The 12,483-nt window shown below is 41.4% G+C and carries 8 protein-coding genes and 9 tRNA genes; 10 read left to right on the plus strand and 7 right to left on the minus strand.

Annotation, left to right across the window (positions count from 1 at the left end):
• Positions 1–583: 583 nt before the first annotated feature.
• The 3 genes from ABZA00_RS13345 to pfkA form a co-directional block, all read right to left on the minus strand.
• Positions 584–1,303, minus strand: a complete 720-nt coding sequence (locus tag ABZA00_RS13345) for a TIGR01621 family pseudouridine synthase (protein WP_372882660.1) — start codon at positions 1,301–1,303, stop codon at positions 584–586.
• Positions 1,296–1,892, minus strand: a complete 597-nt coding sequence (locus ABZA00_RS13350) for a UPF0149 family protein (RefSeq protein ID WP_372882661.1) — start codon at positions 1,890–1,892, stop codon at positions 1,296–1,298. The genes ABZA00_RS13345 and ABZA00_RS13350 overlap by 8 nt, the downstream gene beginning before the upstream one ends.
• A 61-nt stretch (positions 1,893–1,953) precedes the next feature.
• Positions 1,954–2,916 (minus strand): 6-phosphofructokinase, encoded by a 963-nt coding sequence (gene pfkA, locus ABZA00_RS13355; RefSeq protein WP_372882662.1) that lies wholly within the window; start codon positions 2,914–2,916, stop codon positions 1,954–1,956.
• A gap of 376 nt (positions 2,917–3,292) precedes the next feature.
• On the opposite strand from pfkA, the gene ABZA00_RS13360 reads away from it, so the two are divergent.
• The gene (locus ABZA00_RS13360) at positions 3,293–3,418 is read left to right on the plus strand and encodes a hypothetical protein (protein WP_372882663.1); all 126 of its coding nucleotides are present in this window, start codon (positions 3,293–3,295) and stop codon (positions 3,416–3,418) included.
• Positions 3,419–3,451: 33 nt separating this feature from the next.
• On the opposite strand, the gene ABZA00_RS13365 is transcribed toward ABZA00_RS13360, so the two are convergent.
• The 3 genes from ABZA00_RS13365 to sbcD all read right to left on the minus strand — a co-directional run bounded on the left by ABZA00_RS13365 (position 3,452) and on the right by sbcD (position 10,102).
• Entirely contained in the window at positions 3,452–5,014 is a 1,563-nt protein-coding gene (locus ABZA00_RS13365) for a SulP family inorganic anion transporter (protein WP_372882664.1), read from the minus strand.
• A gap of 169 nt (positions 5,015–5,183) precedes the next feature.
• A complete protein-coding gene (locus ABZA00_RS13370) occupies positions 5,184–8,891 on the minus strand; it encodes an SbcC/MukB-like Walker B domain-containing protein (protein ID WP_372882665.1) in 3,708 nt (1,235 codons plus the stop codon).
• Complete coding sequence (gene sbcD / locus ABZA00_RS13375; RefSeq protein ID WP_372882666.1) at positions 8,888–10,102, minus strand: exonuclease subunit SbcD; 1,215 nt, start codon at positions 10,100–10,102, stop codon at positions 8,888–8,890. Before sbcD ends, ABZA00_RS13370 begins: the two co-directional genes overlap by 4 nt.
• 413 nt (positions 10,103–10,515) lie before the next feature.
• Between sbcD and ABZA00_RS13380 the strand changes: the two genes are divergently transcribed.
• From ABZA00_RS13380 to ABZA00_RS13420, 9 genes are all read left to right on the plus strand, one after another.
• Positions 10,516–10,592 (plus strand) — tRNA-Met (locus tag ABZA00_RS13380).
• A gap of 13 nt (positions 10,593–10,605) precedes the next feature.
• Positions 10,606–10,690, plus strand: a tRNA-Leu gene (locus ABZA00_RS13385).
• Between the two features lie 54 nt (positions 10,691–10,744).
• Positions 10,745–10,819: transfer RNA gene (locus tag ABZA00_RS13390), tRNA-Gln, on the plus strand.
• Between the two features lie 86 nt (positions 10,820–10,905).
• A tRNA-Gln gene (locus ABZA00_RS13395) sits at positions 10,906–10,980 on the plus strand.
• Between the two features lies 1 nt (position 10,981).
• Positions 10,982–11,066, plus strand: a tRNA-Leu gene (locus ABZA00_RS13400).
• Positions 11,067–11,191: 125 nt separating this feature from the next.
• Positions 11,192–11,268 (plus strand) — tRNA-Met (locus ABZA00_RS13405).
• Between the two features lie 99 nt (positions 11,269–11,367).
• A tRNA-Leu gene (locus tag ABZA00_RS13410) sits at positions 11,368–11,452 on the plus strand.
• 212 nt (positions 11,453–11,664) lie between these two features.
• Positions 11,665–11,739, plus strand: a tRNA-Gln gene (locus tag ABZA00_RS13415).
• A 7-nt stretch (positions 11,740–11,746) separates the two neighbouring features.
• Positions 11,747–11,831: transfer RNA gene (locus ABZA00_RS13420), tRNA-Leu, on the plus strand.
• 192 nt (positions 11,832–12,023) lie between these two features.
• Here ABZA00_RS13420 and ABZA00_RS13425 read toward each other — a convergent pair.
• Positions 12,024–12,392: a transposase gene (locus ABZA00_RS13425; RefSeq protein ID WP_372882667.1), complete on the minus strand. Its 369-nt coding sequence runs from the start codon at positions 12,390–12,392 to the stop codon at positions 12,024–12,026.
• Positions 12,393–12,483 lie beyond the last annotated feature (91 nt).

Raw genomic sequence — 12,483 nt, forward strand, 5'->3', positions numbered from 1 at the left:
AAATAAGTGATCATTTTAAGATGGTCTAAATGTCCAAGTACAGCGTTGCTTTCAATCCCAATAGCCTGCTATTGCTCAATCAAGCGCCTTGTTCTTGAAAATTTATCCTCACTGAAATTTGATCACTTACTTAATACAATTGGTATGAGTAACAAATTGACCGCTCAATAAACAGCTCAGCGACTCTAGCCGCCCTTCCATCATCGTTGTTGACCAATAAGTTAACTTGCTTCTACTTTAAAAAATATCAGGTACTTTTATCTATAGCAGAATCAATAACCCTCTCATAAGCGCTTAAAGTTTAAGCAAAAGCAGTACCCGATTCTTAAGCCATAGAGTCATTCTCAGTAAACAGCTCTTTTACCGAGCCTAGGAAAGTTTTTCACTAAAGTAGTAGTGTTGGCAGATACTTTAAAGTCACTTTAAGCACCCTTGCAGCCAGAGTTATGGATACGCTTCGAGTAGGGTAGCATCATTTGGAACTCGGATCACAATATTCGTGCTGAAATACGTGTTCCAGCTTTGACAGGGAAGCGTAACAGCAGTGTTAGGGTTCACTTAACCACAGCGAACCGCGACTTATTTAAATCTTTGGCCAGGCTAAATCGTTTACCTCGCCTATATCCTGCACTGTTTTTAAATAAACGTCACTGTTAAACAGCAGTCCTGACTCCGGCAAAGCTTTGAAGCTAAAGTCCTGTTTATTCAGAGAAAAGTCTATCTGATAAGCATGCAGGTAGCCGCGATCATAGTGTCCGGATTTTTCTCCGTACAGCGGATCACCGCAGATAGCACTGCCGATACTTTTTAATGCGACGCGGATCTGATGAGTTTTACCTGTGTGCGGTTTTACTACAAACAGGCGTTTTCCACTGTCCAGCGGATAACTGAAAAACTGGGTGATTGCCAAATTATTGCTTTGTTTAGTTAACTTCCACATTGAGCGACGGGATTTTTCCATACCACCTTTTATCAACCCCTGTTTCTTTTTCGGCTTTTTATCGCTGATAGCGAGATAATATTTTTGAACCTGATGCTCAAAAAACAGTGCTGAAAGTAAAGCGGCAATCTGTGACGACTTAGCCAGCAATAACAAACCGGATGTCATTTTATCTAAACGATGGACACTATAAAGTTTGCAGGAAAAAAATTTTTCAGCGGCAACCACTACGCCAAATTCTCCATCTTCACTGTGAAAATTAATTCCAGCGTGTTTATTGATAACCACAAATTCGCTGTTTTCATAAACCGTTGTAAAATAATTGTTATTATTAAGCAAAATATCCCCGACCGGATTAATCATCTGTATTTACCTGCGCCGACAGATGCCCGAGGGTACTTAATAATAGCGGCAACGAAGCAACTATTTCATCAGCCTGTGGCAGTTGCTCAAATAAGTTCAACAGTTGCGGATCATCCGTAGCGGGATTAGCCAGTTTACCCAACAATAAGGTCGTAGTCTGTAATATCTGTTCAAGTGAACTCGCCGGCTCGATCCAAATATTTTGCCAAATTTCTTCAACATGCTGGAAACCGGATAAATAACCAATAGCAAAACTTTTTCCCTGCTCTGTAAGTTGAGAAGATTCATTCAGCCATAGTGAGGTCGGCAAAAGCAGCGGGCTTGCCTGTTGACAACCGGCCAGACAGGCATCATAAAATTGCGTAGTTGCCGCCGCAAAGTCGACCGCCAGCTGCTCATTGCTGAAAGAAGGTGTTTGATCTTCATTCCATAAATAGGGCAACCACTCCTGCAGTTCCAGCTCAACCGGCGCACTACAAACAGCACAGATAAAGCCCAACATCTGCTGTGCATTTTTAGCATTGTTTTTGATTTCAGGTACTGCGCAGAGTTCAATCAGGGCCTGATAAGGATAAGTTTGTTTGTTCATTTTCACCTACAAAAAAGCCTACCGCAAGGTAGGCTTATTATTTTTGTCAGTACGTTTATTATTAGTATAACGTGTGTGACAAGTCGAATAGATCCTGACGGAATGGACGCTTCATCTCATCTAAACATTCAATAATATCATGGTCAACCATCTTACCACTTTGAATACCGATACAACGCGCACTTTTACCCTGCATCAGAAGCTCAACAGCATGCGCGCCCATACGACTTGATAATACCCGGTCAAATGCCACTGGAGAACCACCTCGTTGGATATGACCCAGAATAGTGGCACGCGTTTCACAGCCAGTCTGTTCTTCGATACGTTTAGCCAGTGCTGTCACATCGGTTACATGCTCGGTGATCATAACAATGGCATGTTTTTTACCTGATGCCGTACCCGTATGGATTTGCTTTACCAACGCATCTTCATCAAAGCCAACTTCCGGCAGGACAACATATTCACTACCGCCGGCAATTGCAGACCAAAGTGTTAAATCACCGCAATAACGGCCCATCACTTCAACAATAGAGATACGATTATGCGATGAAGAAGTATCACGTAAACGGTCTACAGCATCAACAATGGTATTTAAACAGGTCATAAAGCCGATTGTATAATCTGTACCGGCAATATCATTGTCAATTGTGCCGGGAATACCGATACAAGGATAACCCATTTCACTGAGTTTTTTCGCGCCCATATAAGAGCCGTCACCACCGATCACAACCAGAGCTTCGATACCGTGTTTTTCCAGATTCTTAATTGCTTCTTTGCGCACACTTTCTTCTTTAAAGGCAGGAAAACGTGCCGAGCCTAAGAAAGTACCACCACGGTTGATCATATCTGATACAGAATGACGTGTTAACGGTTTGATTTTATCTTTATGAAGTCCTGAATAACCGTCATAAATACCAAAAACTTCAATGCCATTTGCAAGGGCACAGCGCGTTACGGCACGAATTGCAGCGTTCATTCCCGGCGCATCACCACCACTTGTTAAAACACCAATTTTTTTAATCATTTATTACTCCATATAGTCACAGTAACTACAAAATTTATATTCGAAAATGTTATACAGGAGAAAGATGACAATTTCATACCTCTCCCCTTAAAATTTTTTTGATGCTGAAAAATAACAATCTAAAGTTTAGTTATCAACAAAAATTGGTCTATCTTATTGATAGCAGACGGGAACTTGATGACTTGTTTTAAATTTTTCAACTAAAGGTCATGACGACAAATTGGGATTCTCGTCTAATTTTTAATAATTATCCACTAGCAAATAATAATATTCTTTGTTTTTTCTCAAAGTCGGTCACAAAAAGTTGTTTTTAAATGTCATATATTTGTCACAAAGAGTATTCATAATATCATTCTATCAAACAGGAGAAAATAAAATGAAAAACAATAAAAAAACCTTACGTAACAAACATATCTGGTTTTCCGTATGGAATACCAAAAAAACACAACCAACACCAGTCTGTGATACAGCCTATCGTCCTGCCAGAGTTTCAACTAAATAAAAACAGGCCCAAGGGCCTGTTTTTATTTAGTAATTAAGAAAGTGTATCAGATACAACTTTATAAGTAGGATCTTCAATTACATTAATCTCAACTAACACTCCCGCTTTGTGCAGTAATTTACGGCAATCCCGGCTAAGATGGCGAATATGTACTTTTTTACCTTCTTTTGCATAACGTCCAGTCAACACGCTGATAGCTTCAATCGCAGAGTGGTCGACAACGCGGGAGCCGGCAAAATCAACAATCACGCAGCGCGGATCACTTTTAACATCAAAGAGTTCCAGGAAGTTACTGACCGAACCGAAAAATAACGGTCCATTTACACGGTAAGTTTTTTCTTTTTGGTCATCACTGAGAGAACTGACTGCATGAATATGCTTAGCATGTTCCCACGCAAATATCAGTGCCGAAACAATTACACCAACTAATACAGCAATGGCTAAGTCTGTCAGTACAGTCACGGCGCTGACTAATATAATAACAAAGGCATCTTGTTTAGGGACTTTACGCATCATTTTAAAGGATGCCCACTCAAAGGTGCCTAATACAACAATAAACATCACACCAACCAGCGCTGCAATCGGCACTATTTCAATTAAACCGGAAGCAAATAAAATAAACGCCAACAGAGTAATGGCTGCTGTAATACCGGATAAACGACCACGGCCTCCGGAGTTAATATTAATCATCGATTGTCCGATCATCGCACAACCGCCCATCCCACCAAATACGCCATTAACCATATTTGCCGTCCCCTGGGCAACACATTCTTTATTGGCGCGACCACGCGTCCCGGTCATTTCATCAACAACAGTTAAGGTTAACAAAGACTCAATAAGACCTACAGCTGCCAATATTAGTGAATAGGGTAAAATAATCGCCAAGGTTTCCATGGAAAAAGGTACCGCCGGGATAGCAAATGTTGGCAATGAGCCGGCAACGGTTGCACCTGCATCACCTGTCATACCGCGAAGAAAATCAACAACCGTGCGCGCTTCTAAAGCGGGTATAAAGTAGGCCAGTAATGTCACTACCACAATAGCGGCAAGTGTTGATGGTACTACGGAAGTCAATTTAGGCAGAAAATGTATAATCAGCATGGTTAACAGTACTAAAGCCAGCATGATATACAAGGGTGTACCTTGTAACCACTCCAGTTCACCGGCACTGTTTTTTACCTTAAACTGCCCTAATTGCGCCAGGAAAATAACAATCGCCAGACCATTTACAAAGCCTATCATAACCGAGTGCGGCACCATGCGGATGAACTTACCCAAACGGAAAATACCAAATAGTACCTGCACCAGACCAGCTAATAAAACCGCTGCGAATAGGTACTGGATACCGTGCTCAGATACCAAAGAAACCATCACTACAGCCATAGCCCCTGTCGCACCGGAGATCATGCCCGGACGACCACCAAAAACAGCGGTAATTAACCCGACCATAAAGGCAGCATATAGGCCGACCATGGGCTCAACACCAGCAACAAAGGCAAATGCAACCGCCTCTGGCACTAATGCAAGGGCAACGGTTAGCCCGGATAACAGGTCATTTTTGACACTACTTTTATTGATTTGTGGAAATTCGAACACGGCTTATAATCCTTTAATAAGCGCAAATAGCCACTCCTGTGGTTTCATAACGCGCTATAACAAATTGGTTGCGAATTATAGACAACTTTGAGACCAACTTCAAAAAAACATTTATTTTTATAGGTACTTAAAATAATCGCCGAATTACTCTAATATTATCAAATCTCGGCTATTCACTGATCACGCTGAAAGCATAGTGTTTATCCAACTTGCTGTAACCTGCACCGCTGCCCTTTTGCACATGAATTTGATTATTAATACGCTCTTTTAATGCGTCAACATGGGAAATAATACCGATTAATTTTCCGGTGGCATTCAAACGCTCCAAAGCATCCAGCGCCATTTCCAGGGTGTTCGCATCCAGCGTGCCGAAACCTTCATCCAGGAATAATGATTCAATTTGTGTTTTATGACTGACCAGGTTAGACAACGCTAAGGCAAGACCTAAGCTGACTAAAAAGCTTTCACCGCCAGATAAAGTTTTAACATCTCTTATACTGTTCGCTTGCCAAAGATCGATCACCTGCAGCGCTAAGGGCTCTTCCGTATTACGCCTTAATTGATAACGCTGATGCAGAGTTGCCATCTCTTTATTAGCTAAATAAACTAAATTATCCAAAGTTAAACCCTGTGCAAAGGTTCTGAACTTACCGCCGTCTGCTGAGCCGATCAGTTTATTCAATAACGCCCACTGCTCGGCCTTAATTTTGTAGTGCTGCTGTTTTGCTAAAAGTTCAGCCTGCTGCGCTTGTAAACGCTGATCCGCTTGTAACCGTCCTTTCTTTTCTACCAGTTGTTCATTAAGTGATTCAATTTGTGTTGTTTGCGCTTGTAATGCCAAGTCCAATGTCTGCAGATCTTTCTCCGTCAGGTTGATTTGCTGATGTTTATTCAAGTTTTCCTGCGCTGACTGCAGGCGTGTGCGCTCAGTTAGGCTTTGCTCATTCAGCGTCGCTTTAAGTGCTATAAGCTCTGCTAATTCCCCTTCAGGTAAACGTGCCCGGGTAAAGGCTTCTAAATCGGCAAAACTACTTGCCGTTAATAAAGTATTAAACTGTTTTTCGCTTTGTACACAGAGTATCTGCAACTGAGAATATTGTTCCTGCTGCTCAGTTAACTGCCCGACTAAGCCTGCATTTTCACTGTGCAGTTGCTGCACTGCCGATTTTGCCAGCTCAACCTGATCGTTTAACAAGGCTTGTTCATTTTCGATAAGCTGGCGAATCGATTGCTGAGTTTGATCTCCAAACAACGCATGCCGCTGAGAAGTTAATTCAACTAATTCATTATTATTTATCTGAAATTCAGTTTGAGACTGTTTATATTGACCGTGCAGGTGATCCAGATGTTGTTCCTGCAGTGCTATCTGCTGTGCTTGTTGTGCTGTTGTTTGTTTTAATGCAGCGCACTTATCCTGCTGTGAATGATATAAAAGCAGAGCTTGTTTCTGATCAATCAGCCAAGCCCTGGGCTCGGAGAAGATAGTTGCCTGCAGCGACTGCTCAGCTTTGATAGATTCCGGTAATTTTTGTTCAATACTGGTTTTGGCTGCATTTAATTGTAAGGCACATTGCTGCTGCTCTTTTTGCAGACGGATTAAGTTTTTTTCCTCATGTATAATTTGATTTTCAATCTCCGCGCACTGATTAATATGTGTATTTTGTGCAGAGTTTAAATTTTGCAGCTGCTCTTTTAACGGCTCTGACTGTCCTGCAAGTTTTTGCAGCTGGTTTTGCAAAGCGCTTAACCGGCTTTGTATTTCCTGTCTTTTGATTAACTGCCGCTGCAGCTCAGAAAAGCAGGTGGCAGTATATTCAACTCCCTTAAGGTAAGGGAACGCTTGCCAACGGTGCAGATCAGCCTGGCGACTCTCAACTAACTTTTCGGCCTGATTTTGTAAAGCGAGCAATTGCTCATTTTGCAGATGAATTGTTGCGTTAAGGCTGCTGTAGGTATCCCGAATATCCGCAAGGTGTTGTTGTTTTTCTTTGAGTCGAACCTTTGTTTGTATTTTATCTAATGGCTGGTAATCAATCAGCGCCGGGTGCTGCACTGAACCGCATAAAGGACAAGGTTGATTTTCCTCCACCTGCAGTTTTAAATCACTTAATTGTGCGATGATTTGCTCTTGTTTCAGTAATCGCTGTAAGTTTTCACATTCCTCGCGGCAGGATTTCCCCTGTGCAGAGAGGCTATTCAACCTGTTGTTGTTTTCACTCAGCTTTTCTTTTAGTGCCTTAATAGTATCTGCATTTTCAGATAGCAACAGTCCGGTTTTGTCCAACTTTTCGGCTAATGCCAATGCTATCTGATTTTGATTATGTTCAACAAATAAACCGCTTAACTGTTCACTAATATCATTCAACCCGCTGATATTATTATCCTGCAGTAACCTATGCATAGCTTGCTGCTGTTCATCCAAGGTCTTTTGCAGCTGAATTAGCGCAAGGTTATCGGCATCGGTTTTTTTCTTATTGATAATAAACTTCTGCTGTAAGGTTTTTATTTTTTGTTGTGCCTGCAGCTCAGATAAATAAATATCAGCCGCTGTAGTTTGCAGATCGACATAAGCCCCTAACTGGTGCTCTATTAACGGTAATGTTTCCTGTAAGTTTTGTAAAAAGGACTGCTTCTCTAATGCACTGCTTACAAGCGCAAAATCATGCTGATCACTTTGCTGTTTGACCTGCATAATCTGCAATTTTTCATTTTCAATCTGTATTCCGGCAAGCTGTTTTTGCTGTTCATTTTTTTGCTGTGTGGATTTATCCCTTAATAAATTAATTTTTAGATCTAAAGGCACCAGATTTTCACTGAGTATCTGCAGACGCTGTTGATGCTCCGCCTGCTGCAACCGCTGCTTATTGAGCAACTCTTGTGCTGATGTTTGTGCTTTAAGCAACTGTGATTTAACTGCCGATTGCTTCTGCTCTGTGATTAACAACGCATTGGATAAATTTTGTTGCCTATTTTGGTTAGTCACAATGGCTTGATAAGGTGTTTCAAGCTGTTTTGCTTTTTCCGCCAGGGTGATTTTTATTTCCTGCTCTTTAAAGTCACTGAGCGCCTGTTTGGCACTATTGACTTTATTTATCTGCTCAGCAACCTGTGATTTTAACTGCTCAGCTGTTTTCAGCCAGACAATGGCTTTTTCTATATCACTTAGGGTGTTTTGCAACCTTGACTTTTCATTTGTTAACTCTGTGACTTGCTGCTGCAGGAGCTCCAGCTCCGACTTTGAAAGCACGGCCAACACCTCAGTTTGACTGATTAACTGCTGCAGTTCCGTTTGTACTTGTTTATTCGTTTCAAAAACATGCTTGGCTATTTCACAATAAATTTCAGTACCGGTTAACTCTTCCAATAATTCCGCCCGCTCTTTAACCGACGCATTTAAAAATGCGGCAAAACCGCCTTGTGCGAGCAACATAGATTTTGTGAACCTGGAAAAATCTAATCCGGTCAGTTCAACAACCTGTTTTAATACTTCACTGCTTTTAGTCGCTAAAATATTATTATCACTATCTGCCAGTTCGCAGCGTGGCGCCTGCAATTTCCCAGTAGGGTTATTACGGGCACGTTTTTGTTCCCAAAAAACGCGATAGCCCTTGCCTTTGACACTGAATTCAACTTCAGCTAAACAATCCCCGGTGCCGCGGGTCATAAGCTCATTTCTGCTCTGGGTTAAGCGGTCCAGTCTTGGTGTCTGCTGATATAACGCCAGGCAGATCCCGTCAAGGATGGTGCTTTTCCCCGCCCCCGTTTGCCCGGTAATGACAAATAAGCCATTATCAGTAAATTGGGGCTGCCGGAAATCAATTTTCCATTGCCCTTTTAATGAATTTAAATTTTTAAAGCGCAGCGATAATATTTTCATAACTGCTCCTCTATCTCTGCACAAACCTGAGAAAATAAGTTAGTCAATTCACCCTGCTGCTCTTCACTTAAATTTTCCTCGCAGGCAATACGATGCTGAAAGAGCTGATGCGGTGTTAAGGCATCCAAACTGGCCACCTCGGTTTCCTGCCACTGGCTAGCCTCGTTAACCTGCGGGCTGCTGATTTTAAGTATTTCAATGCAGCTATCTTCAACCATGGTATTAAGCCGGCTTTGAACATCCGACAGGTAAAATGCCTGCTGTAGTTTTATTTCCAGCCAGATACTTTTCTGTTTATTATTTAAACACTCATCCAGCAGTGCTGCTAACTGCTGAGTAACTGAATCCAGATCCCCACTTAAAATCTGCAGCTGCTGAAAAATTGGAATGTTCAACGGCTTGACGTCCGTTAGCCCCTGGCTGTTAAATTCGGCAATCAATACTTGTTTATCCTGTTTGGTTTCATCAAAACTCAACGCAATCGGAGAGCCGCTATAGCGGATATGATCTTGTTTTTGTACTTTCTGAGGACGGTGCAGGTGCCCTAAGGCGATGTAATCAAAATCAGGAAATAATGATGCCGGGAAGGCAGTTAATGTACCAATATAAATATCCCGTACTGATTCTGACACACTGCAACCTACCGCGGTTAGATGACCGGTGGCGATAACGGGCAGACTGCTATTTTGCTCTTTGGCTAATTGATAAATCTTTTGATAAGTGTGCTGTATCCCCTGTTGCAGATTAAGTTGCTTCTGCTCGGCAGAAATACCCTGCTCGCTACTCATCACATCCTGCGCGCGCAAAAAAGGCAATGCACAAACAATCATCTGCTCCCGTTTTTTATTTTTCAGAGGGATTAGATGTTCCTGCAAATCTGTGCTTAAACCAGCTAATAGCGATACATTTAAAGCGCTTAATAAATTTTTACTTTCATTGAGCACTGCAACGCTATCATGGTTGCCCGACACTATAATTAACTGCAGACACTCCGTAGCCTGCAATTTTACGATAAAATCACTGTATAACTTCCTCGCATAAGAAGGCGGCGTAGTACTATCAAAAATATCTCCAGCAACAATTAACGCATCAATCTCTTCTTCTATCACAACTGTAATTAGCCAGTTTAAAAAAGCCAAATGCTCCGCCTCGCGGGTTTTCATCATAAAGTACTGGCCAAGGTGCCAATCAGAGGTGTGTAATATCTTCATTAAAAGTCTCATTGTTGCTGTATCAGGTCATTATTCAATAGAGTTTAATAATTTTAAAGAGAGAACGCTGCTATTTAAAATGAAATTACGTTTTTGTTAAAAACTAGTTGACGACAAACGTAGAACTCCGCGCAGAGTTCCCCCGTTAACCTTGTTTTGATCACTTTCTTTCCCTTTTCCCGCTCTCCTGAATTGCATTATTCTCAGTCTGGCAGAACACTTATACATAAAATCAGCACGTTTTGTCTAAAATAAACCCAACCTGCTCAACAAGCGAGCAAAAGGGAAAAAAATCACTTTTTTTCTTAAAAATTAGTTGACGACAAACGCTGATATCATCATAATGCGCCCCATCGAAACGACGGAGTGCTTAGCAAAACGAAGTTGAGATAAAAGCTAAAAGTAAGTAAGATGGCTACATAGCTCAGCTGGTTAGAGCACATCACTCATAATGATGGGGTCCCAAGTTCAAATCTCGGTGTAGCCACCATTTACTTTAAGTTGCGGAAGTGGCGGAATTGGTAGACGCGCTAGATTTAGGTTCTAGTATCGTAAGGTGTGAGAGTTCAAGTCTCTCCTTCCGCACCATTCTTTATCCTGATAAAGAATTACCATAGAGAACAAACTCTTTAAAATGACAATTGGGATATCGCCAAGCGGTAAGGCACCGGGTTTTGATCTCGGCATTCAGAGGTTCAAATCCTCTTATCCCAGCCACTTTTTCTAGCTTGTTTTTTAACGTGCTGGTTAACTTGAAGAAGTATAAACTTAACCAAGAGAAAAAATCTCTTTAAAATGACAACTGGGATATCGCCAAGCGGTAAGGCACCGGGTTTTGATCTCGGCATTCAGAGGTTCAAATCCTCTTATCCCAGCCATGCGGAAATGGCGGAATTGGTAGACGCGCTAGATTTAGGTTCTAGTATCGCAAGGTGTGAGAGTTCAAGTCTCTCTTTCCGCACCATTCTTTACTCTGGTAAAGAAATAATAAGACCAGCTACCTGCTGGTTTTTTTATACCTGCGCATAAAAATGCGCCATCTAAACCGACTCTGCTCAGCAGGATAAGTTAAGATGATTTAAAGTAAATGGCTACATAGCTCAGCTGGTTAGAGCACATCACTCATAATGATGGGGTCCCAAGTTCAAATCTCGGTGTAGCCACCATTTACTTTATAAGTTAAATAGTAAATTAGAGAAAAAGCAGGTCACTAACAATATGGTGCCCCACTTAAATCTCGGTGTAGCCACCATTTACTTGAAACTGCGGAAGTGGCGGAATTGGTAGACGCGCTAGATTTAGGTTCTAGTATCGTAAGGTGTGAGAGTTCAAGTCTCTCCTTCCGCACCATTCTTTATCTTAATAAAGAATTACCATAGAGAATAAACTCTTTAAAATAACATATTGGTTATAGCTATTCTTAGTGACAACCAAAAAGAGAAATAATCTCTATAAAATAACAACTGGGATATCGCCAAGCGGTAAGGCTCTGAACGTTGATAACGATCTCGGCATGCTGAATGACGACCCAGTAGGAGAAGAAATCTCTATAAAATTACAATTGGGATATCGCCAAGCGGTAAGGCACCGGGTTTTGATCTCGGCATTCAGAGGTTCAAATCCTCTTATCCCAGCCACTTTTATGCGGAAATGGCGGAATTGGTAGACGCGCTAGATTTAGGTTCTAGTATCGCAAGGTGTGAGAGTTCAAGTCTCTCTTTCCGCACCATTCTTTACTCAGGTAAAGAGATAATTAAACCAGCTGATTGCTGGTTTTTTTATGCATGAAAGAAAATAGTTCCTGAAATGCTGGACGGAAAAAAGACGAAATGCTGGACAGCCATAAACTTCAAAGACGAAATGCTGGACAGCCATAAACTTCAACTCCCAAAAAAGAAAGAAGTAATACCAATTTGATTAATTAGTTGATCACCCTGATCCAGTCTCTCATGCACACTTCCTTGACGCGATTGACGTCGCTAATAAAACTATTCCACGCTCTACTACATTCATTTACAATTTCTTTGTAACCATTGAAGCAACGATTAGCCAATTCGTTTTGCCGCAACCACTGCCATACTTGTTCGACAGGATTAAGCTCCGGTGAATAAGGAGGCAATTTAATCATGGTGATGTTCTCAAATTCATCAGCCAAATATTCTTGATGGAAAGCAGCTCCATCGACAACGATCACAGCATGGCGCCCTGGTGCGGTACGTTGTGATATTAAGCAGATGAAATGCTGGACAGCCATATGAAATGCTGGACAGCCATAAACTTCAACTCCCAAAAAAGAAAGAAATTATACCAATTCCGTTAATTAGATGATCTATTTAGGCGTAGGAAAAATGGATGAAAGCAAGGCATTGATTGCAGTAACT

Origin of the sequence: Psychromonas sp., from assembly GCF_041586535.1 — a bacterium.
Lineage (GTDB): Bacteria > Pseudomonadota > Gammaproteobacteria > Enterobacterales > Psychromonadaceae > Psychromonas.